This is a genomic window from Leptolyngbya sp. FACHB-261 (assembly GCF_014696065.1).
GTDB lineage: Bacteria > Cyanobacteriota > Cyanobacteriia > FACHB-261 > FACHB-261 > FACHB-261.
In genome coordinates this window covers 35,662-56,619 of sequence record NZ_JACJPL010000022.1, presented here as the reverse complement: position 1 = coordinate 56,619, position 20,958 = coordinate 35,662, and the positions used below count along the sequence as shown (strand labels likewise).

The following is a 20,958-nucleotide window of genomic DNA, read 5'->3' as shown; positions in this document are numbered from 1 at the left end:
CCCCATAGGGAAGAGTTTTCAGGCGTAGTCGTCTTTGAGTGTGCTGTATTACAAAACCAGGCGTTTTTTTCACAAGCCCTGACACACTGGCCCCGATCCGTAATCTATGGCACACAAGCTCTGCCACCAAGCTGTGGTCCGTGAGTTCTGAGCCAGAAGCCGCAACATATACCCGGCAATTGTTGCCCTAAAGGCATTCACTAAACTTTACAGATGGCATCATAGAGAGAGCAATCTGGCAAGGAAAGTCATGGCGACCCGCAAAGACACTCTCTGGGAGCAATTCCTAGCCCCGGTCTTCAAGCTGTTCATTGACCCACAGGAAATCCACCGTGTTCATGAGCGCATTGATTGGCCGACGGTCACCGCCCAGATTGCTCGGCCCGATCTGACCTACCCTGACTACTACCGCACCGGCAACTTCCACGGCATCGAAGGTGGCTATCTCACCACCGATGCCGCTCTCAGCTACGACCCGGTGACTCGCTACGTTCTGCCGCCCGGTGAAGAAATGGTGCGCAACTGCTTGATTCAGGCAGTTCGCAGCAAGCCGCGCCGTATTCTCGACCTGGGCTGTGGCACCGGCTCAAGCACCTTGTTGCTCAAAAAAGCTTTTCCTCAAGCCGAGGTGATTGGGCTAGACCTGTCGCCCTACATGCTGGCGGTTGCTCAGCTCAAAGCTCAACAGGAAAACCTTGGCATCACCTTCCGCCACGGTGACGCTGAAGCCACTGGCTTGCCCAACGCTTCTTTTGATCTAGTCACAGCCTCGCTACTCTTTCATGAGACACCGCCAGAAGTGACCGAGTGCATTCTGCGCGAGATGTTCCGCCTGGTCACAGTAGGCGGCGAGTGCTTAATCCTAGATGGCAACCAGAACACACTGCGCAATACCGAGTGGCTGAACAACGTGTTCGAAGAGCCGCACATCAACGCCTACGCTGCTGGTAACCTCAACGCCTGGATGCAGGCAGCCGGTTTTGGTGCCGTACAGACCCAGGAGCATTGGTGGTTGCATCAGGTGACACGGGGCGTCAAACCACTGGCTGCGCCTGAACCGAAGGTGCGCACTGCCAAGTTCGAAACCCTAAGCGATTTGGACGGCGATCTGGGCTTTGCAGGCGCGGGAGCCTGAGTTTTCTACCTGTCTGGATCCCTATCTTGAACAAGTGGCCTGTACTTTACCAGTTGCACGCCACTTCTCGGCCCCAGTAGTCAGCAAGCTTTATCAGCAGATGTACGTATTTCACTGTTAGCTATCGGTGTTACGATCTATTGAGGAACATTGACCAGTTCGTACGGGTCGCTGCCGAATTGAACCATTTCTTCTGCGCTGGTTACCCTGGTTTTGACCTGTGGTACCTGGACATGAAACTGAAGCGCAGGCGCCTCTGCGATCCTGCTCTATCCTGGGCTGACCGCTGCGAAGGGCCCAGTATGCCCTGACCGGTCTGTAACTGAGGGTTCGAGACCTCACCTGTTGTGAGAAGTCCGAACTGGGCCGGTCACCAACTGCCTCATTAGGCTTAGCTTTTACAACTCACATCGAAAAGCCGCAACTTAGCGCACTGCTGCGTTCTAATGCTGCGCTTCTACAAGTTTGGCTGTCTGCTAGCTGAGCCTGGAGCGAGCCGAATGTGGGGCTCCGTCCTCTATTGCAGTGGCATATCTAATTGCCTGCGGCGCTTGTCGTTCAGAACTTTCTTTGGTTCATTTCCTGGAGATTTGTCATGTCTAAACTGCTTGGTCAAAAGCTACTTCCCGTTCCCATGCCCACCGAAATAAATGTGGTGGACCTGATCGATCAGTATTTCGTCGCTTACAACTCGGCTCGGCTGCGCGAGATTGCCCATCTGCTCAAGAGCGAAGTGATGCGCGACGGTGTCACTGTGGGTCTGAGTTTGTCAGGTGCATTAACACCTGCTGGTTTCGGGGTGTCGTTGCTGGCTCCGTTGATGCGCAATGGCTTTGTGGACTACATCATCAGCACCGGCGCGAACCTCTACCACGACATGCACTACAGCCTGGGGTTAGAGCTCTACAGCTCTCACCCCTTCGTAGACGACGTGAAACTGCGGCAAGAAGAGCGCATCCGCATCTACGACATCATCTTTAACTACGATGTCCTGCTGCAAACTGATGCTTTTGTGCGGGAAGTGCTGAAGGCTCCAGCGTTCCAGAAGCGTATGGGCACCGCCGAGTTCCATTACTTGCTGGGCAAGTATGTGCGCGAGGTCGAAATTCAACTGGGTATTCAGAACTCTTGTCTGCTGGCAACTGCCTACGAATGTGGGGTACCGATCTTCACCTCTTCACCCGGCGACAGTTCAATCGGTATGAACGTAGCTGCAATGGCACTAGAAGGTTCTCAGCTGGTGCTCGATCCTTCGCAAGACGTGAACGAGTCAGCTGCAATTGTCTATGGTGCCCGTGAAAACGACGGCAAGAGCGCAGCCCTGATCCTGGGTGGCGGTAGCCCCAAGAACTTCCTGCTGCAAACCCAGCCGCAGATTCACGAAGTTCTGGGCTTGGAAGAGCGTGGCCACGACTACTTTATTCAGATCACTGACGCTCGCCCTGACACTGGCGGTCTCTCCGGTGCCGTACCCAGTGAAGCCGTTAGCTGGGGCAAAGTCGACCCGGATGCTCTGCGCGACACCGTAGTTTGCTACACCGACAGCACAATCGCGCTGCCACTGCTCACCGCCTACGTAATGAACACCTGCCCAGTGCGTCCGCTGAAGCGGCTCTATGACCGACGCAGCGAGCTGGTAGCGACTTTGCAGACAGATTACCTGGCTGCGCTGAACAAGCCAGCGGAAGAGAAGAAGACCCAGGAATTCCATCTGGCATCCGTGGCTACTGCAAAAGAGCAAGACAAAGAGCAATCAAAGGAGCAACCCGTCGCCACCTACCCCTGCGGTACGCCGATCCGACGCTAAGGCTAATTGCTAACTGCTGCTAGCAGCCGCAGTTAGGCCGCCAGTTGAAGCTGAGTTAGGTTTTTCCATCCAACCTCAAATCAACCCCTAAGACAAACTCCTTAAACCAGCCTAGATTCAGTCTCCCCTCTCGGTCCGCCACTGGTTCTTCCAGCTAAAGCCAACCGAGAGGGGATTATTTGACTATCACGGTAAGACCTGAAGAATTTTGAAAGTCTGTCAACTCTAATGACAGAGGCTGACAGAGTAATTAAGAGATAGCTATAAAGTAGAGTCTTTTCGAAAGAACTTTGCCTCTAGCTTCATATTTTGCGCTCAGTTTCCCGGCTCATGATGGACAAACTTCCCGCTCAGGCTTCGCTCCAACCATTAACGCAGCGACATTTGCTGAGCTACGAGCAGACTTATACCTGCCCAGTGTGCCGCCACGGCCAAATTCAGGGGCTTGTTCTGACCGATGCCTTTGCCTGTAACTTCTGCCGTCACATTTTCACAGCCAATCTCAGCGACAATGTGTTGCGGGTCGAGGATAGCTCACAACCCTTGCAGTGGCGCTGGACTGGACGGGGCTGGCAGTCAGTTCAGCACGATGATGTCAATCTGACGCTGGTGATCTGGACTGTCGGTGTAGCCTTGGTGCTGTTGCCACCCACGCTGGTATGGATGGCTTATCACACCTTCCCGCCAGCCGCAGGCAGCGCGCTCAGCTTTTTCCCAATCCTTTGGACTGTGCTCACCTTCCTAACCCACCTGAGCTTAGTGGTTTGGTTGCTGGCTGAGCACTACCAACTGCCGCTCTACATTTCCAACCGCATTCGATTGCGGACCTTGTTTAGCAGGCGTGACCCGTCACGACGGTGAAGCAATGGCTTGACCAGTCCCAGTCCCAGGCTTGGGTTCGTCTTAGATTCTCTTAGATCTGCTTTCCTGGTAGAGATGGATGAGGGAGGGCGCGACGGAGGCGACCACAATCACGAGGATAATTGGCAAGAGATACTTATCAACGTCAGGAATAACCTGGCCCAGAAAGGTAACGCCAACAGTCCAGCCACAGATAAAAAAGCCCAGGGTCAAAATCTAAATGCTGAGTGATCCTTGAGAGGCTATGAAACCAGCCGTGAACAGCAGGCTATCTCCCGGTAGAAAGAAACCAATTAACAAGCCTGATTCGGCAAATACAATTGCCCAAACTTCTATATAGCCCAAAGATTTAATTAGCTCTGGCAGGTCGAAATGCATTCATCAACTCCTTTTCAATCCATCAGGCTTGTGCTTAGCCAGTCAGTTTAAGTTCACCGAAGTCTAAAGCGAAGACTTGGTGAGATCTAGAACAAATAACGCTACCGTTCTGCGGGGCAACCGACCTAACCCAGTTACCCGGCCATTCGCATGACTTAATAACAAGGGATACTTGTCAGTGGCTGGAGTCATCGGGACTTGAACTAAGGCGACAACTTTGCAGAGAGTAACAGTTGGTTTGTTCTGTGCTCAGGGATGTTCCAAGCTTGACCAGAACTTCCAGAGAATCACTTCCAGAGTTTGAGTACTTGCTAAGACCAACACACTGAGAACCTACTGAGAAGGCTATTTGCAACCAAGCGTCTCCAGAAGCAAGGCTCTAGAAGATGTGCGTTTCTCACCGTGCTAATGACCGTGCCAATGGCTACCGCAGAGTTTGTTAGGGACTTAGTTGTGAGATGTCATCACTTCTCTACACCCTCCGTTCCAGCAGCTGAAGTTCAATCCGGAGACGGAAACGCAGATTTAATCGGGCCAGATAGGCTATGCCCATGAAGCCCCAGAAACCAGACTATATCCATCACCTCTCACCGAAAATCTTTCGCAGTGCCCTTGTTAACGCGGCTAAGCAACGCTTGCCCGGTTTGGCGTCCGAGATGGCCTACAGCACGATGTTGGCTTTGTTCCCCGCTATTCTGGCTGCACTAACCGCAGTGGGCTTGTTTGGCTCCTCTCAAGCCACCTTTGACGCAATTATGGGACGGCTACAGCAGATCGCGCCCCAAGAAGTGCTGGTTCTGGTGCAGGATTATGTGCGTGCCATTAGCTACGGTCACAATAGCGGCTTGCTCTCCTTGAGCTTTTTTGTAGCCCTCTGGGCAGCTTCAGGTGCAGTGGGAACGGCGATGGTGGCGTTGGATCTCAGCCATGAGGTGCCGGTCTCGAAGCTCCGCCCCTTCTGGAAAGCCAGGTTACTCTCGCTCCTGCTGATGCTAGGGATGCTTCTGCTGATTGGCTTGGCCTCAGGCGTGCTTTTTTTTAGCGGTCTGGTTTTGACCTTAGTTGCAACTCAGGCTGGCGCAGTTGGCTTAGGCCCTGTCGGTTCGCTACTGCTCTGGGGCTGGAATATGCTCACCTGGCCAATTACTTTGGGGATCGTTACCGTAGCCTGCATGGTCTTGTACCGCTACGGCCCTAGCGTGCGCCGCAAAGGAACGCCACTTCTGCCTGGAGCCGTGTGCGCCAGCTTGCTCTGGGTGGCGATTTCAGGAGCATTTCGACTGTATGTCTCTCAATTTGGCAACTATAACCGGGTCTATGGAGCCATAGGTGCTGTGATCGTGATGCTGCTATGGCTATGGCTCAGTTCGCTGGCGTTGCTCTTTGGGGATCAGGTCAATCTCTCGCTGCGAGAAGCAATGGGAGATTCTGTGCCAGCTCGACGCCAGAAGGTATCATCACCTAATGTCGATTCGTCCCCGTAAACGCTTTGGTCAGCACTGGTTACGCAGTGAAAAAGCCCTTGCCAGTATTGTTGCTGCCGCTGACCTTAAACCAACTGATCATGTATTGGAGATTGGCCCTGGCACAGGCAGTCTGACGCAGATGCTGCTACCCAAATGTGGGGCTCTGACCGCTGTGGAACTAGACCGAGACCTCATCGCGCCCCTGCTTAAGCGCTTTGGCAACTTGGAGAATTTTCAGCTGGTAGAAGGCGATATTCTCATGTTGCCATTGCCCTCAGCCAACAAAGTGGTTGCCAATATTCCCTACAACATCACGGGTCCTATCCTAGAAAAACTCCTGGGTAGGATCGCCACACCGATTAATCAGTTCGAGCGCATCGTGCTGCTGTTGCAAAAAGAAGTGGCTTTACGCCTGTGTGCCCGTCCAGGCTCCAAGCACTACGGTGCGTTGAGTGTAAAGGTGCAGTACTTAGTAGATGCCGCTTGGGTTTGCGATGTTGGAGCGCAGGCGTTTAAGCCGCCCCCTAAAGTAGATTCTGCTGTGATCACACTCCAGCCTCATCCCCCTCGAAAAATCGCCAACAATCCGCAGCATTTGGAGAAGCTAGTCACCGCAGGCTTTGCCACCCGACGCAAAATGCTACGCAATACCTTAGGCGGTTTGGTGAATCGCGAACAATTGACCAGCTTCCTGGAACAATTAGAGGTGAATCCTCAAGCACGGGCTGAAGACCTCGGTGTTGATGCCTGGGTGAGTCTCAGTAACCTGCTCGTTGCCGCAGCCCAAGACGATGCGCCCCTACTGCCTGAAAGCTCCCGCCAAGATCAACCTGTATCTGGAGATTGTGGGTGACCGACCCGATGGCTACCACGAGGTCGTCATGGTGCTCCAGAGCATTGACTTAACTGATGAGATTGAACTGCGTCCGTTGAGAGGCCACGCAATCCAGTTGCATTGCAACCATCCGCAAGTTCCCCAGGATGCCAGCAATCTCGCTTGGAAGGCTGCGGCCTTGATGCAGCAGCGCTACCCAGATTGTGGTGGTGTTGAGATCAAAATTCGTAAAGAAATTCCAGTGGGCGCAGGGCTAGCCGGAGGTTCTGGCAATGCGGCAGCCGTGTTGGTGGGCTTGAGCTTGATGTGGGGCTTGGGCCTAACCCATACAGAACTGCAAGAAATTGGCAGCGCCCTCGGCTCAGATGTGCCTTTTTGCATTACCGGAGGCACAGCACTGGCCGTTGGCCGAGGTGAGATTCTGACCCCTCTGCCGGATCTAGATGGGCTGCCGGTAGTGGTGTGCAAGTTCCGAGATTTAAGTGTCTCAACTGCCTGGGCTTATCAAAGCTTCCGCGCTCACTTTAAGCACAGCGAAGCCGAGATTAAGGAGTTGCGCGGTTATTCTAGCCAGATGCTGAGTGCGGTAGCGGCCCGTGACTTTGGCCGCATTGGACGCTTCCTCTACAACGACCTGGAGAAAGTAGTCTTACCAGCTCACGAACCTGTGGCCCAGTTGCGCAGCTACCTAGAGACACAAGGAGCTTTAGGGGCGATGATGTCCGGCTCTGGGCCCACCGTCTTTGCCCTGTGCGAGTCAGTGGAGCAGGCCAGAGCAATCGAAGCCGCAACCCGTCAAGCCTTTACGCATAGCAGCCTTGAGATTTGGCTGACCCGCCTGTGCGTCGGTGGAGTTCAGGTTGTGGATGGTTGATCAGCCTTGCTCAGGAACTGAACAGCCATCCACAACCCTGCTCGCAAGCTCTAGCTCACTGAGTTGGTTATGACCTCGTTAGTCGTTTGGCTGGCCGCTTGAAACACCTCCAGAATAGAGGCGGGAATGGCTTTTGGCCGTACGGATGCTGCATCGACCCAAACCCAGACTGCCTCTGCTATGACTAACAAGTCCGCTCCGTTTCGTCTGCGAATTTCGTAGCGACGAATGACTCTGGGACCACGCATTTCTTGCAACCAGGTTTCAACTGCAAGTGTGTCACCAGCGACAGCCGGACGCAAATACTCAACTTGCATCCGACGCAGCACAAAGATGCCACCCAACTCACGGTAGCGCGCCTCACCAAAGCCTAGATACTCAGAATGTTCAATAGCAGCCTGTTCCAAATAGTGCAAATACACAGCATTGTTCACATGGCCAAGGGGGTCCATTTCGTGATAGCGAACGCGCAATTGAGTGGTAAATCGTTGCATGCCCCTCTGCTGAAAATTGACTCAAGAATCAGTGGGTTGGCCAACACATTCTTGACTAGGAATGTGCGAACTAAAGGCTAGAAATCTACAAGCGCAGAATCTCTCGATCATAGTCATCCGGCAGGGGCTCCACTTCCCAGACCAGTGCTTCGCCAAGCGCTAGAGCTACTTCAACATAAAGTAGATCCCTTGCGGAATCAGCAACATCCTCATGGTTCTCGAAGCCCAGCAAATCCTCAGTGAGCAGCCGCAAACGCACCCCTTTAGCAATCAGATTACCGGGAGGCTGACAGCGCAATTCAAAACGCCAAACACGCGGCTCCAGGCTACCTTGGCGCAACACTCGCAACTCGTAGGGTTCACCGGCAATCGTTAATTGCCGCACCAACAATACTGGATTTTCCCCTGGTTCTAGTGCTTGGCTGCCTAGTCGATTGGCCTGCAATTCGGCCTGAGTCCAGCCAACCTGTTGCGCTAGCGCTGAGATCCCAGACTGCAACCACTGGTTAACCGACCATTGATCGGAGAGACCCTGACGCCGTTCGTGTAGGCGTTGTCGCCAGCCACCGTGGGACAACAAGGCCCCCCATAGTTCAAAGGGTAAGCTCAAGCGTGGCAAAATTTGCTCTGGGTGGCTCAGCTGCTGCAATAAAGTTTCAGCCTGCGCCTGCAACAACAGGGGTAGAGGAGTGAGACGGGCTTGGGTTGGTTCAGCTAAACGAAAGTGATGGCTGAGCCACAAAACCTTCAAGTCGCGGCTCAGATCGTTTCCGGCCAAATGGTAACTGCGGTCGTCGGCGTCGTAAATTGCCTGGCTTTTGAGCTGTCGATGGCTGGCGTAGCCCCACAGATTCACCCAGCCCTCATCGGGATGAATAGCAACTGCTAGGTAGTAATCGGCAGCCCAATTGGGGATGTCCACCCATTCCTGAGGCACGCGCAACTCGCTGAGATCGAGCGCTTCGCTAGGTAACAACAGCAAACGCGAGCTTCCCAAGTTGACGGCAGTGCCATTAACCAGCGCCCAAAAGCTTGGCAGAGCACTGGGCTTTGGCCAAACTCGCGCTGCAGTGTCCTGTTCTGCTTGCAGCCAGGGCAAGACGGTATTGAGACAGAGAGCATTGAGGTAGGCCCGCCAGCTACTGTGGTCTTGCACCAGCAACTGGCTTTGCTGCCAAGCTAGGGTCTGAACTTGAGGATCGACCGCAAGCCAGAGCTGGCCAGGATCAGCGAACTCTAGCAAAGCAGAGCCAAAGGTCATGAGGGTTCCTTGTCTGAGGATTGGAGGTCAGGATGGCGGTAGTGAACCTCCAGCCAATCCTCCAGAACTGCACTTGTCGCTTTCAGTAAGTCAGTGGTCAGGGTCAGATGCAAAGTGTCTTGGCTCCGCTGAACCAGCAGCGTGAGCAGATGCTGACGGTAGTGGTTGAGTTGTTGTGGAACTGTAGAGAGTTGCAGGCCCAGCTGAGCGGCAATCTCCTGGCTCAGTTCCTGCTGGTAGTAGAGTCGCAGTAACTGCTGACCTTGAGGCTCAAGTTGCCTTAAAGCTTCGATCAGCACTGCCTGAATTTGCACCTGATGCTCTCTTCGGCGCTGTTCTTCCTCTTGAGCAATGTTGGCGTCTAGGCCGGATAGAGGGCTTGTGTAGTCTGGTTCTGACAGTTCGCCTGGTCCTGCTGCTCTAGCAAGATTGGGGGCAACCGCCCTGGGGACAAGATAACAGCGCACAGCAACAGCGCAGTCTTGAAGCCACTGCTCCAGAATTTGAGCTGTCGCCAGTGGTCCTCTTGCCTGTTGAGCATTGAAGAGAGCAGCAATTGCCTCCCAGGTACTCTCTGCCGGTCGCGGCAGCCTGCGGGTGCCATTCGCTTGCCCTGGCAGGTAGAGCGTGTTGAAACAATACCAGGCCAGTAGACGAGACGCTTGGGCTGAAGGCGCTAGGCCAGCCGCGATCAGAGCTTCAGTGAGTTTTGTCTTGCTTAGCTTACGGAGCAGCGCCCAATCAGTGCAGATATCAACTTCTTGGGCCTGGTACAGACGCTCACGAAGAGTGCTGCTGAAAACTGACCTAGCGTAATGTTCCAGTGTGATTCCTTGAGCAGGATCGAACCCATTAAGCACTTGATCAACCCTGCTAATCAGGGTCTGAAAGTAGTGAGCATGCGTCAACTGCAAACTTGAGAGATGGCGTGTTGTTTTATGAACTGCCCAGTAGGCCGCTTCTTGCAGATAGGCGGTCAGATGTCCTCTCGCTAGCTGGGACTGTTGATCAGCCCAGCGCCTGTACCAATAGAGCACCCAAAAGTTTTCTGGCCTCTCCGAAAGCGTCAGTTGGTCCAAGCAAATTCTCATGCTACGGCGCAACCTCGCGTCACTACTCCAAGCCCGGAAACGCTCAGCATCGAATTGCGCAAAAGTGGAGAAAGTATCAATCAGGCTAAGGCGGGGGTGCATGGCAGTCCAGCAAATGAAGCCAAATGGCACAGAGGAGAAAACGGCAATCTGGGGCCAGATTAACCTTGCTTGGCAACAGCGTACATAGGCAATGGCTAGCGGCTGTACTCCAGTTAGGAGCCCCTAGTGCCACTTGCTACAAACGAGTTCGCGCCTTTGGCAATTTAACTCAGGAGTGCAACTTAGCAATGCAAGGAGCCGAGCGCGCAATCTGGAGCAAAGTGAAGGATATTGCTCATATCTAGCGATGCCACTTGGCACTGGAAAATTGAGATCTAAAGTTCTGCCAAAACATCCGGATTGTGAAAGCTTTAGGACGGAGTGTATAAGCCATTCTTCTGCTTACATCGATGACTTCTCATGCTGGAGATTCAACGATTCCAAGCCCAGCAACTCTGTTATCTACCATTACACACCTCATTTCTGAGTGTTAACAGCCGGATTAACACTTATGTTCGCATCACGGGCTGCTTGTGCAGAACAGCTCGTAAAACAACCTGCGGAACAGCTCGTGTAGTTTTCGGCAAAGCTGATTACCGAAATGTGTGCTCAAGCAGTCTAGTTTCAGCAAGCAACTTTACTGAAAGCCCGAATGCGTTTCTCGGTCTCAGCCGCAATCATGGAGTTTGAGCCTTCGATCCCGCAGCATTCTGGCCGCCCCAAATTTCTGACAGGTGATTGCCCTATGACTCAAGATCCTCCGCTTTACCAGGCCATTCTTGAAGGATTCAACCACGGGATCCTAATCGTGACTCGTCAGGGCTGTGTAGTGTATGCCAACACGCTCGCGCAGCAAATCTGCCAGCAGCTACAGTCTTGTGCTGCCGCTGATCCCTCAATTCCTAACTTGATCTGGTATACCTGCGAGTGTTTAATTCAGGCCCAAGCAGATTACAAAGGTAAACGGGTCATTGTTGATCACAGCATTACGCCAGCCCAAAAACTCACCGTCCGCATCACTGCTCGTTGGCTAGAAGTCAAGTCGGCACAGATACAACCCGCAGAAGAAGCAGCGATTTTGGTCATTTTAGAAAGCAACATACCAGCTGATGCCGCCGTAATCTGGGCAGTGCCACCAGCCTATGGCCTCACCCCCCGTGAGGCAGAAGTTTGGGCCTTAGCCCGTGCTGGCAGAACCTATCGTCAAATCGCTGAACAGCTATTTATTAGTCTCAATACCGTTAAGAAGCATATGAAAAGTGCTCTAGCCAAAGAAAATGGCGACAAAACTTGGTTTGAGACCCCCGTTGGTCTTCGTGATTCCTAGGTTCCTGATGCGAGCTCCTCAGCTTGAGATCCAGTGTGTAGAGCAGCCCACCCTCATGGATCCCTTTTCAGCCTTAAATCGTATGATCACTTCTCTGAGCCGGAAACTCACATCGCGTCGTGTTCAATTCGCCCAAAGGCTGAATAACCTGGCTGTTTTGCACCAAGCGCGAGGTCACTACCGAAAAGCAGAAGCTCTCTATTTACAGGCTTTATCGCTGCAAAACTCACTCGCGGCTGACGACCTTGACTTGGCTCAGACGCTCTCAAATCTCGCTAACCTTTATGCCGTTCAGAGGCGCTACAGCGAGGCAGAACCTTTTCACATGCAAGCCCTAGATCTCTATGAACGGCTCTTAGGTCCTGACCATTACTGCACCGAAGCCGCCCGCCAAGAACTGAGCAGTTCAGCCATTCGGCGTATGCAGGGCTATTTTCTCAACCAGGAGGTTTCCTAAAAACCAGCTTTGGGTCTTGCTATGAGCTGTGCTTTAAGCAGTGCTTTCTGACGCACCTTGTTCTGCATATGCCCTACCTATTTTCATCTATATAAAGGGCAACAGCAGTTGCAACATTTCGGGTTTATATCAAGCTTCTGAAGAACTAAGTTCTCGTTTATTTAAAGTTTCTCTAAAGGCATCAGATTTACCCTGGTGATTGGGAGAATATTACTGTGATCCTGACGTTATCTACTGGTAAAGGACTTGGGCAAACTGAACCGATGTTAGGCAAGCTGTTAGACGGGCGTTATCAAGTTACCCAAGTCCTAGGCCGAGGTGGCTTCGGCCAAACTTACATGGCCCAGGATATGCGTCGTCCTGGTTGCCCTGCTTGTGTCGTCAAACATCTCAAGCCTGCCAGTACCGATTCCGTCTTTCTGCAAACCGCTAGACGGCTGTTTACCAGCGAAGCTGAGACGCTAGAGCGCTTGGGCAACCACGATCAGATTCCCCGGCTACTGGCTTATTTTGAGGAGGAGCAGGAGTTTTACCTCATCCAGGAGCTCATTCAAGGCCAGCCGTTGGGTGTAGAAATCAAGGCTGGACTTTGTACAACAGAGAGCCAAGTCATCCACCTGCTTTACGATGTGCTAGGCACTTTACAATTTGTGCATCAGCACGGCGTTATCCACCGCGACATTAAACCAGCCAATATTATTCGACGCCACCCCGACCAGCGGTTGGTGCTCATTGATTTTGGTGCAGTCAAGCAAGTTCAGACGCAACTGCTCAATAGCTCGCTCAACAACTCAGAGCAGATTAGTGTTGGCACCATCGCCATTGGCACTCCAGGCTATATGCCAGTTGAGCAAGCTCAGGGAATGCCCCGCCCCAACAGTGATCTCTACGCACTGGGCATGATCGCAATCCAAGCGCTCACTGGCTGCAAACCTGGAGAGTTTACTCGTGATCCCGACACAGGCGAGCTGATCTGGCGGCATCGGGCCAAAATCAGTGCCGAACTGGCTGGTGTGCTAGAGCGTTTGGTGTGCTACCACTTCAAGGAGCGCTACCCGTCTGCTGCTGCGGCACTGCAAGCCCTTCAACCCCTCGTTGAGGCAACCACCCAGTCGCGCACAGCTCCTCTACCACCACCGTTGCCGCCTCTACCGCCTCAGCTTCAGCTAACCGCCCCACTCTTATCACCGAAACAGCCGCCATCCACTTCTACACCAGTCTCTGCACCAAGCGGTCCTTCTAGCTGCTTGCTGCTGTCGCCTCAGCAATATACCTGTCTAGAGCAATTGCTGATGGAGCTAACCGGTCCCATTGCCTCTAGCTTGCTGCGCCTCACCTGTGCCCGAGCGACAACCGACAGCGAACTTGTGCAGGGCTTATCCCTACATTTGCCAGAGCCTAAACGATTTGCCTTTGAGCAACGGGCTATGGCCTTGCTCCAAGCGGCTTCAGCCTCACAGTTTCCCCCTTCAGGTGCCAGCGCACCCTCCAGGCCGTCGCTAGCTTCTCATGCCCCTACCAATTCCACGGCGCCACCAGAATTTGTGCAGCGCTGTGAACGAGAGCTAGCAGAATTTATTGGTCCTATTGCCACATTCCTGGTGCAGAAAGCAATCAAGGCCAATCCAAAAACCTCACCGGTAGAGTTAGTCAATATTCTGGCAGCAAACCTTGACAGCGTTGAGAAAGCAGCCGAATTGAGACGGCGGCTCTCGACCTGAGCCACCATCCCAACTCACATTTCAATCATCCCTTAACCAGCTTTCACACCACTAGCCATCCTGCTGCTGGCTCAGAAGCCTCATGGCAATCTCTAGGCTCGACTTCATGCGATTGAAGGCAATGCCTAAAGCACCGATTTCATCTCCACAGTCTTGTTCGAAATCAGTGCTAGTTTTACCCGTGCTTACTTCTTGAGCAACCTTTGCCATGCGTCTAATCCGCCAAATGACCGAGCGCCTAAGCAGCAGGTTAATCAGCAAAATGACAACTGCAAAGATGCCAATCAAAATCGACATAATCAAAGACAAAGAGCGATTGGCACTGGCTAATACATCATCTGCGGGTACAGAAATAACTTGAGTAGCAACAATCTCATTAAGTTGCCAACCAAAACCATTTTCAGCACCGTAGGTTTCAACGAGGCTCTTAGGAGCAACTTCCGGTTTAGAATGACACTGCAGACAACTTTTTTGACTCACTGCTAGCGGACGAGCAATATAGAACATCTGGCCACCTGGCAAAGCTCGGAAGCCAGAAATTTCAGGGGTATTAGGTTCACTTCGAAAGCGCTCAACTAGTTTGCTTTCGAAGTCATCTGCTTTATCACGCAGATTAGTTGGATTCAAAGTGGCTTCTTTATAGAAGAAATTCTTATAATCTTCGCTCTGACGCAGATTCTCAAACACCTCAGTGGCTGAGTAGGCAGGCACCGTTTCCGCAGTGAATGTTGTCTCAGGCTCTAACTGAGGGGCCAGTAGTGGCTTAATGTGGTTGCTGGTGTAGCTTCTCACCGAGTTCATAGCTTGGATGAGCAGTAGTGCCTGGGATGTCACTTCAGCTTGTGCCCTCTGCTGCAATACGCTAGACAAGGCAGCACCACTAATGGTGATTCCCAGCATGAAGACCAGCGCCAAAATCAGGTTAAACCGAGTCCCTAGCTTGATATTTTTTAGCACAGTTAATCCTTGCCCATTTTGGCTCAGATGAAAATTCTAGACCCGGCAGAGAGTCTGTCCGAGTTTGAATATAAAAGAGAATTTAAGGAAATATATAAAATATCAATGAAAAGACAGCAAAATTCTGGCCTTGATGAAATAACTATGAACTAGTTACGAGCACTGCTGCTGGTCCACAAGATCACAAAAGCAGCCTGGCCTAAAGAGGTCTATGCCACTATTCAAAGTTACTGGAGAGCCTTTTGTCCTTCTTGATGAGACACTGTTGAGTGTTTTAGATTGAAAAGGGCCTAAGGAGCGATGTCTCTCTATAAAATTTATAGGCGTCGATCCCGTTCTAAATCACTAATTGCCTTTTCCCAACACCAAGTGTCCGAGCGGTCTGGATTTTTGACTTTTACGCTTTCGACCAAGCGTAGAGCGAGCCCTCGGTTACCACTAACCATGCTTAGTAACTGCTTCTCAAGGGATTTCGGTACAGGTTGGAGAGAAACTGGTTTTCGGATTGGAAGATTGAGTGGTTTTGGGGGCGAAACAGGGGTATTTATGCGTTCGAGTCTGTGCTTTGAAGGCACGGCAGGAGGTCGTTGTTGGCTGACGGTTGGAGAGTCTTCGAGATTTGAGGTTGGATTAGCTTTTGTAATTAGCATCCACCCATTGAAGCCAGTCTTCAAGTCGCCAATTACCTTCTCAAAGTGCCACTGCTCGCTCCGGTTAGGATGTTTCGCCATTGATGCTTTGATCAATGGCGCTACGGTTTTAGTACAACCATTCACCATGCGTAGCAACTGACGCTGAGTTTCAGAACTAGCCTGTACTGAATCGGGGCTCATCCTGCCTCCTAGTCTTTCTAAGCTTGCTGTCATTGATTGTTCCCCTGGCTACAGGTGATTTCTCTGCCTCAACCCAATTTATTAACTGAGCGAAAATACTAAAGGAGAATTCTCAAATAAGTTAAAAAGCGAAGCCCAATTTTCGCCATTGGCATTGAATGCTTCAGTGGGGAAGAGCCTTGTGAGGGCATTCATCAAGCGGTTAGAGAATATGTCTCTACCAATATCAATCTTGCTATCTCAATTGATTTAGCAAGAGAAATTACTTTGGTAAGTGCGATTACCGGCTTCTAATAAATAGTTGGATTAGTCGTTGGCTCTGGCCAAGGCTGGATTAACTCGGCTTGTATAGATGCGCTTGATGCGCTCATACAAATGGAGGCGAGGACAGAGGGTAAAGCAGGCGAGACTTCCGATGCTTTACCCTCTGTCCTTGCTTCCAAAACTGATTTTGATCTCACTGCCCCAGGTATCTGATTTTGAATTCCTGTAGATTCTGTCGCAGCAGGCTCAACTTCTTTTTGTGTCGCCCTTAAAAAACTCTTTGGTTTTGAAAATGCTTCTATACTTTCCGTGCATAACCTGTTTTAGGTTTCTCTGATGTACACATACACCACATCTCAACCAACACTCCTCACTGGCAAGAGCCTCTACTACTAGTTTCAGCCTTTTTTTGTCCTTAAAACTGTACTTAAGCAGTTGGCATGTCCTAGACTTTTTTGTCCTTTTTAAGTATTTCTTGATGTGTCAATCAGAAACTGAAGTCCCTGATTGAGAGCCTCAAAGCGGCGAACTAACTCTATGTACAAATAGCGAAAACCCCTGTTCACCAAGGGTTTGAGGCAATGAGTATGACGAGATTTTTTAAAAGGCGGCACCCAGATTCGAACTGGGGGATAAAGGATTTGCAGTCCTCTAGCTGTAAGCCTAAAAGCCTTTAGGCATCTGGCTTTGGGGTTTCCTGTTTGGGTTTGTCCTTAAAAATGTCTTAGCCGTAAACCAAGAGAGGGCAGCCCAAGAACAAAAGAAGCTTCCAGCTCTCAGCTGCCCTTGCTCGTACTTAGAGCAAGAGCAACCAAAACAACAAATGGTACTGAAAGTCTGAGCTCACCCCTCACTGAGCCTAGCCCAACTTCAAATTCGTTAACATTGACAACAGCATCAGCAAAGCAGACCTATTGGTCTTTATAAATCAGGGATTCTTTCTGGCAAGATTAGCAACCGTTCTGGCAAGCTTCAGGTAATACAGATGCGTGGTTATGGGAATATGATGCTGGGTGTTCCCTAACCGATCTGTAAGTTGTAAGGAAGCTGCAGAGTCTCTAGAACAGCTGTACTGTCCGATGAAGGGTAATTCTGTGTCTACTACTACATAGCTATACAAGCAGGATGCACTACCTCGTATAAACACAGAAAGCTTGAAAATGTCAACTAGGTGTGTCACTGAACAGACAGTGACACACCTAGTTGACTCGAGTTTCAATTCTTGCAGAACCCAACTTTTCTTGAAGTGAGCACTTTAAGCTTAGAGGATAGGAGTAGGGATGTTAGGTTTTTGGTCTTCCTCTTGCTTGTGCAGATTACTAAGCGGGGTGATTGAGAACACATAGTAATGACTCAGATCTGGTACACTCCTTCACCAGGTCACACTTAAGTTCTACATCGTCCCTTGCGCTTCTCGTTTAGAGAATTTGCTAACGAATTGAAGCACAGTTGCTTTATTAAGGTTGGCCTAGAAAATCTGGCTCTGAGCACTGGTCGAAAACAGAGTCTAGCGTTATGTTCCTGAATGATTCATACTTTCACAGTATGAATCATTCAGGCTCCTGCTGGGTGAGCTTTATCATCGTGCCGCACCAGTATTTGGGATTGTTAACAGCCTTCTTCGTAGCCTGCGTAATTTCTTCACATGATTTGAGGAAGATTCGAGATGGTAGACATTGCTCTGATCGCGAAAGGGACAGCAACGCTCCTCAGTCCTTTCATGCCTTACCTAGTGCCTCTGGGTAAGAGCGTTCAGAAAAAGTTAGAGGACGTAATTGCTGAGAAGGGCGGAGGTGCTGTATGGCAGCAAGCTCAGGGCTTGTGGAATAAGGTTACAGGGCGTTTCAAGGATGACCCAGTGGTTACTGCAGCAGCAACCATGGTAGCGGATGATCCAGAAGACGCCGAGCAGCAGAAGAACTTTGCGAAGGTGCTAGCAAAGAGACTACAAGATGATCCTGCCTTGGCGCAGGATCTCCTTTATGTACTAGGCGGATCTGCTGGATTGCAAGCTGTCATTGGCGGAGACGAAGCTCAGATTTCGGATATTCATCAGGCAATGACGAGACCCGGGGAGCAACGTGTAGAAGGTGGTAGGGGTGCTGTAATCAGCGGAGTAGACCAGACACAGGGTTGATGAGCTGAATTGGTTGCATGTAATGACAAGGCTTAGACTCTGGTTAACACTATGAGTTGGTGCATTAATTCGTAGCGAGCCCTTAGGAGAGCGGTATGACAGCTGTGCCCCTGAAGCCAATTCAAATCATGCCCTATACGCTCATGGTTGGCCAGAAGCAACTCAAACTGGCTCTAGAACTAGCATTCATTGCGCCCAGAATTGGTGGGGTGTTGCTAAGCGGGCAACGCGGGACAGGCAAATCTACTGTTGTTCGTGCCTTCGGGACCATGATCAGTGGCAGATTGCCAGTGACCTTACCAATCAACGTGACAGAAGATAGGGTAGTGGGCGGCTGGGAGATCAATCAACTATTGCAGGGCAAGCTAGTTTCACAACCCGGTTTGTTGGAGGAGGCCGATGGAGGTTTGCTCTATATTGATGAGGTTAACCTGCTGGATGACCATATTGTTAACATCCTGCTGGATGTGACTTCCACGGGTGTATTAGTCGTGGAGCGTGAGGGAAAGGATGAAAAGAAAGAGGTGCGCTTTACTTTGGTAGGGACAATGAACCCTTCTGAAGGGGGCTTGCGTCCTCAATTACTTGATCGCTTCGGGCTAATGGTTGATGTAACCGCTGAGGAAGATGAAAACCTGCGAATAGAGATACTACAAACTTTGCTGAATTATGATGCCGCTCTATCTTTAGAAAGAAATCAGCAGCAGGGGAGACCACTTGAGGTGCTACGGGCTGCTCGCCAGAAAGATTTGCTCCGAAGAGAGTTGCTACATCAAGCTCAAGCCCGATTCGAGAAAGTTATTTTGTCTCGTGATATGGCTGAGTGCTGTGTGCGTGTGAGCAAGAATTTTCAGGTTGAGGGTCATCGTGGTGACTACACCTTGGCAACAGCTGCAAGGGCTGTAGCAGCACTTAAGGGGGCAGACACAGTGGCAATTGAGGACATAGTGGAGGTAACACCATTAGCCCTCCAGCACCGACGTCAGGGTGCTCTACAGGGTGGAGGAGCACCTTGGACTACCAAGGATACAGAGTTGGTAGCAGAGCTTGTTAAAGGCAGCCCTCAGAGTATGGCTGATACAACTAAAAGTTCTCATTCTTGAGAGGAGTGAGTCTATGTCGGCTGCCCGTCCCTCTACGACAGTTGACTCTTTGGCAAAGGGACTAGCGTGTTCTGTACTAGAACCCGGATTACGTAGCATCTTATTGTTTGATAACTCCCTAAGCCTATTCCAGGCTGCTGCTGATCAGCTGGCTGCCATGTTGGAAGGTGTAACAGGGCAGATGCCTAGAACTATTGTCTTAGGATCTACGGAGACCGAGGACAGTTTGTGGGGAACCTTGGGCTTTCAGCAAGGTTTCCAGCTAGGAGTGAAACCCGGTCGGCTCGTCCCATTTCAAGGTGATGCTCGCCCGCAGCTGATCCTGATCCCAGATCTGGCGAGGATAAGCTTGCCGACTGCACGCGCGTGTGTGATGCATGTTGGCGCAGATGTGGCCACCTTGCAGCGGCATGGACAGAATGTTGTGTGGGCTCCTGATCTTTACTGGGTGGCTGGCTGTGCTCGAGGTGAGGTAGGCGAGATTTCACCGCACCTTTTGGACCGCTTTGCCCTGCGACTACTAGCACCAGACACACATCCACTCAATACTATTCTTGGTATCGACGATTGGACTATAGGGAAATCCCAAAGGCACCAACTCTTAGAGGCTCCCGAGATGGATGCCATATACAAGCTTTTAAGCCAAGCTACTGGGCAGTTACCTGTACTCCTACCTGAGACGCTGGCTTACATTCTCTCGCATCTCAACCATCTCAACAAATCGAGCTCTTCCATTACACGTCGAGAACTTGCTCTAGCGCGCTTAAGCCGAGCGCTAGCATGCTTGAGTCGAGATCAAGTAGTATCCACTGCACATGTTGATGAAGCAGCTGACCTTATCGGACTTCGATCAGGTATATCTCAAGTAGTAGTTCCCAAAAAAGAGGCCTCTGCGAAAAAGCCACAGAAGGCAAAGAAGAACAACCAACTTTCAGAGGTCAGCTCCTCCACAGGCTCATCCGAGCCTGTGGATTCTGCTTTAGAAGAGCAGGTATTCTCGGCGGATACTGAAGAGGTTTTCCCGACGAGCCCTGTCCCTGCTGACCCTTACCCGGAGGATACAGCCCTAGTATCTCGGGAGATTGATCCCCTTCAATTACCACCTAATCGTTACCATGCCATAAGAGCAATCGAAGGGCCAGCTATAGGCACCAAGCGTGCTACAAGCCTTCATGATATTGCCCTAGTTAGCACGATATTGGAGGCAGCTAAATTTCAGAAGGTCCGCTCCGCTTACATAAGTGATCCATGTACTTTTCAAATATCTCGTGCAGACTTGCGTAGCTATCTACGCGCCCCTATACCCATGCAAATGTTAGTTCTGGTTATAGACTATACTTGCCTGCACGACTGCGATTGGCAGGAGGCATTACTACCGCACCTCAGCTGGTCCTATATTGTTCGCGCTAGCGTGTCTATTATTCAAGTAGGAGCAGCAGGAGCAAAGGAGAGGTTACGCGCTGAGCAAATCACAGCGCGTAACCTGTTGTCGCCACGCATTAATGCTGCTTTAAGAGAAAAAGGTGGTACTGCCACTCCGCTAGCACATGGCCTGGACTTAGCAATACGCACCTTGCGTACTGCACTTCAGCATGGCAGAAATAGGCTGCAGCAGGCACGGCTTGTTGTCATTAGTGATGGCCGTGGAAACGTGCCTTTAGAGGCTAGCCATGCTGGGATAATTACGCACCCTGTCTCTCGTGAAGGTATCAATGACGCTCTCAAGATAGCCCGTCAGCTGAGAGCCCTAAACAATATGGAGAGCTTTTTCCTAAATCCGCAACCCCAACAGCACACCGACTTACCCATCATGTTGGCAGAGACTATGGGTGCGATAATCCAGAACGCTGCTCTCCTAAAACTGGGGGGGAGCTAGCTGTGGACCTTATATCACGTGCCATTGGACCTCAACGGT

Annotated in this window: 18 protein-coding genes; 12 read left to right on the top strand and 6 right to left on the bottom strand. The window is 51.1% G+C overall.

Annotated features, from left to right (window positions below):
• Nucleotides 1-250 precede the first annotated feature (250 nt).
• The 3 genes from H6F94_RS13170 to H6F94_RS13160 all read left to right on the top strand — a co-directional run bounded on the left by H6F94_RS13170 (nucleotide 251) and on the right by H6F94_RS13160 (nucleotide 3,803).
• Nucleotides 251-1,135, top strand: coding sequence for a class I SAM-dependent methyltransferase (locus H6F94_RS13170; RefSeq protein WP_190802703.1), 885 nt, complete (start codon nucleotides 251-253; stop codon nucleotides 1,133-1,135).
• Nucleotides 1,136-1,730: 595 nt separating this feature from the next.
• Entirely contained in the window at nucleotides 1,731-2,942 is a 1,212-nt protein-coding gene (locus tag H6F94_RS13165) for a homospermidine biosynthesis protein (protein ID WP_190802702.1), read from the top strand.
• Between the two features lie 330 nt (nucleotides 2,943-3,272).
• A complete protein-coding gene (locus tag H6F94_RS13160; protein ID WP_242041175.1) occupies nucleotides 3,273-3,803 on the top strand; it encodes a hypothetical protein in 531 nt (176 codons plus the stop codon).
• Nucleotides 3,804-4,019: 216 nt separating this feature from the next.
• Here H6F94_RS13160 and H6F94_RS32345 read toward each other — a convergent pair whose 3' ends face one another.
• On the bottom strand, nucleotides 4,020-4,181 hold the full coding sequence (locus tag H6F94_RS32345) for an SNARE-associated domain-containing protein (RefSeq protein ID WP_242041174.1): 162 nt from the start codon (nucleotides 4,179-4,181) through the stop codon (nucleotides 4,020-4,022).
• A 551-nt stretch (nucleotides 4,182-4,732) separates the two neighbouring features.
• On the opposite strand from H6F94_RS32345, the gene H6F94_RS13150 reads away from it, so the two are divergent.
• Genes H6F94_RS13150 through ispE form a run of 3 tightly spaced genes read left to right on the top strand, consistent with a single transcriptional unit; the run spans nucleotide 4,733 to nucleotide 7,356 of the window.
• Nucleotides 4,733-5,665 carry a YihY/virulence factor BrkB family protein gene (locus H6F94_RS13150; protein WP_190802701.1) on the top strand — a complete coding sequence of 311 codons (933 nt, stop codon included), beginning with the start codon at nucleotides 4,733-4,735 and terminating at the stop codon, nucleotides 5,663-5,665.
• Complete coding sequence (gene rsmA / locus H6F94_RS13145) at nucleotides 5,646-6,500, top strand: 16S rRNA (adenine(1518)-N(6)/adenine(1519)-N(6))-dimethyltransferase RsmA (protein ID WP_190802700.1); 855 nt, start codon at nucleotides 5,646-5,648, stop codon at nucleotides 6,498-6,500. The genes H6F94_RS13150 and rsmA overlap by 20 nt, the downstream gene beginning before the upstream one ends.
• The gene (gene ispE / locus H6F94_RS13140; RefSeq protein WP_190802699.1) at nucleotides 6,439-7,356 is read left to right on the top strand and encodes a 4-(cytidine 5'-diphospho)-2-C-methyl-D-erythritol kinase; all 918 of its coding nucleotides are present in this window, start codon (nucleotides 6,439-6,441) and stop codon (nucleotides 7,354-7,356) included. The genes rsmA and ispE overlap by 62 nt, the downstream gene beginning before the upstream one ends.
• A gap of 50 nt (nucleotides 7,357-7,406) precedes the next feature.
• Here the strand turns inward: ispE and H6F94_RS13135 are convergent, their stop codons facing one another.
• The 3 genes from H6F94_RS13135 to H6F94_RS13125 all read right to left on the bottom strand — a co-directional run bounded on the left by H6F94_RS13135 (nucleotide 7,407) and on the right by H6F94_RS13125 (nucleotide 10,304).
• Nucleotides 7,407-7,850 carry an acyl-CoA thioesterase gene (locus tag H6F94_RS13135; RefSeq protein ID WP_190802698.1) on the bottom strand — a complete coding sequence of 148 codons (444 nt, stop codon included), beginning with the start codon at nucleotides 7,848-7,850 and terminating at the stop codon, nucleotides 7,407-7,409.
• Nucleotides 7,851-7,935: 85 nt separating this feature from the next.
• A complete protein-coding gene (locus tag H6F94_RS13130) occupies nucleotides 7,936-9,111 on the bottom strand; it encodes a DUF1822 family protein (RefSeq protein WP_190802697.1) in 1,176 nt (391 codons plus the stop codon).
• On the bottom strand, nucleotides 9,108-10,304 hold the full coding sequence (locus tag H6F94_RS13125) for a sigma-70 family RNA polymerase sigma factor (protein WP_190802696.1): 1,197 nt from the start codon (nucleotides 10,302-10,304) through the stop codon (nucleotides 9,108-9,110). The genes H6F94_RS13130 and H6F94_RS13125 overlap by 4 nt, the downstream gene beginning before the upstream one ends.
• Nucleotides 10,305-10,989: 685 nt before the next feature.
• Between H6F94_RS13125 and H6F94_RS13120 the strand changes: the two genes are divergently transcribed.
• From H6F94_RS13120 to H6F94_RS13110, 3 genes are all read left to right on the top strand, one after another.
• Entirely contained in the window at nucleotides 10,990-11,571 is a 582-nt protein-coding gene (locus H6F94_RS13120; protein WP_190802695.1) for a helix-turn-helix transcriptional regulator, read from the top strand.
• Between the two features lie 55 nt (nucleotides 11,572-11,626).
• On the top strand, nucleotides 11,627-12,028 hold the full coding sequence (locus H6F94_RS13115) for a tetratricopeptide repeat protein (protein WP_190802694.1): 402 nt from the start codon (nucleotides 11,627-11,629) through the stop codon (nucleotides 12,026-12,028).
• A gap of 215 nt (nucleotides 12,029-12,243) precedes the next feature.
• The gene (locus H6F94_RS13110) at nucleotides 12,244-13,749 is read left to right on the top strand and encodes a protein kinase domain-containing protein (RefSeq protein WP_313949282.1); all 1,506 of its coding nucleotides are present in this window, start codon (nucleotides 12,244-12,246) and stop codon (nucleotides 13,747-13,749) included.
• Between the two features lie 51 nt (nucleotides 13,750-13,800).
• Here H6F94_RS13110 and H6F94_RS13105 read toward each other — a convergent pair whose 3' ends face one another.
• A complete protein-coding gene (locus H6F94_RS13105) occupies nucleotides 13,801-14,706 on the bottom strand; it encodes a c-type heme family protein (RefSeq protein WP_190802693.1) in 906 nt (301 codons plus the stop codon).
• A 317-nt stretch (nucleotides 14,707-15,023) separates the two neighbouring features.
• On the bottom strand, nucleotides 15,024-15,539 hold the full coding sequence (locus H6F94_RS13100) for a hypothetical protein (RefSeq protein WP_190802692.1): 516 nt from the start codon (nucleotides 15,537-15,539) through the stop codon (nucleotides 15,024-15,026).
• 1,930 nt (nucleotides 15,540-17,469) lie between these two features.
• On the opposite strand from H6F94_RS13100, the gene H6F94_RS13095 reads away from it, so the two are divergent.
• The 3 genes from H6F94_RS13095 (at nucleotide 17,470) to H6F94_RS13085 (ending at nucleotide 20,919) form a co-directional block, all read left to right on the top strand.
• Nucleotides 17,470-17,940 (top strand): hypothetical protein, encoded by a 471-nt coding sequence (locus tag H6F94_RS13095; protein WP_190802691.1) that lies wholly within the window; start codon nucleotides 17,470-17,472, stop codon nucleotides 17,938-17,940.
• A 95-nt stretch (nucleotides 17,941-18,035) separates the two neighbouring features.
• Nucleotides 18,036-19,043: an AAA family ATPase gene (locus H6F94_RS13090; RefSeq protein ID WP_190802690.1), complete on the top strand. Its 1,008-nt coding sequence runs from the start codon at nucleotides 18,036-18,038 to the stop codon at nucleotides 19,041-19,043.
• 13 nt (nucleotides 19,044-19,056) lie between these two features.
• Nucleotides 19,057-20,919 carry a hypothetical protein gene (locus H6F94_RS13085; protein ID WP_190802689.1) on the top strand — a complete coding sequence of 621 codons (1,863 nt, stop codon included), beginning with the start codon at nucleotides 19,057-19,059 and terminating at the stop codon, nucleotides 20,917-20,919.
• The last annotated feature ends 39 nt before the right edge of the window (nucleotides 20,920-20,958 follow it).

Bases quoted from the DNA above. Each gene is read 5' to 3' on its own strand.
- H6F94_RS13150 (WP_190802701.1), top strand. From the start codon at position 4,733: ATGAAGCCCCAGAAACCAGACTATATCCATCACCTCTCACCGAAAATC.
- H6F94_RS13170 (WP_190802703.1), top strand. From the start codon at position 251: ATGGCGACCCGCAAAGACACTCTCTGGGAGCAATTCCTAGCCCCGGTC.
- H6F94_RS13130 (WP_190802697.1), bottom strand. From the start codon at position 9,111: ATGACCTTTGGCTCTGCTTTGCTAGAGTTCGCTGATCCTGGCCAGCTC.
- ispE (WP_190802699.1), top strand. From the start codon at position 6,439: ATGCGCCCCTACTGCCTGAAAGCTCCCGCCAAGATCAACCTGTATCTG.
- H6F94_RS13100 (WP_190802692.1), bottom strand. From the start codon at position 15,539: ATGAGCCCCGATTCAGTACAGGCTAGTTCTGAAACTCAGCGTCAGTTG.
- H6F94_RS13085 (WP_190802689.1), top strand. From the start codon at position 19,057: ATGTCGGCTGCCCGTCCCTCTACGACAGTTGACTCTTTGGCAAAGGGA.
- H6F94_RS13115 (WP_190802694.1), top strand. From the start codon at position 11,627: ATGGATCCCTTTTCAGCCTTAAATCGTATGATCACTTCTCTGAGCCGG.
- H6F94_RS13165 (WP_190802702.1), top strand. From the start codon at position 1,731: ATGTCTAAACTGCTTGGTCAAAAGCTACTTCCCGTTCCCATGCCCACC.
- H6F94_RS13095 (WP_190802691.1), top strand. From the start codon at position 17,470: ATGGTAGACATTGCTCTGATCGCGAAAGGGACAGCAACGCTCCTCAGT.
- H6F94_RS13090 (WP_190802690.1), top strand. From the start codon at position 18,036: ATGACAGCTGTGCCCCTGAAGCCAATTCAAATCATGCCCTATACGCTC.
- rsmA (WP_190802700.1), top strand. From the start codon at position 5,646: ATGTCGATTCGTCCCCGTAAACGCTTTGGTCAGCACTGGTTACGCAGT.
- H6F94_RS13135 (WP_190802698.1), bottom strand. From the start codon at position 7,850: ATGCAACGATTTACCACTCAATTGCGCGTTCGCTATCACGAAATGGAC.
- H6F94_RS13160 (WP_242041175.1), top strand. From the start codon at position 3,273: ATGATGGACAAACTTCCCGCTCAGGCTTCGCTCCAACCATTAACGCAG.
- H6F94_RS13125 (WP_190802696.1), bottom strand. From the start codon at position 10,304: ATGCACCCCCGCCTTAGCCTGATTGATACTTTCTCCACTTTTGCGCAA.
- H6F94_RS32345 (WP_242041174.1), bottom strand. From the start codon at position 4,181: ATGCATTTCGACCTGCCAGAGCTAATTAAATCTTTGGGCTATATAGAA.
- H6F94_RS13120 (WP_190802695.1), top strand. From the start codon at position 10,990: ATGACTCAAGATCCTCCGCTTTACCAGGCCATTCTTGAAGGATTCAAC.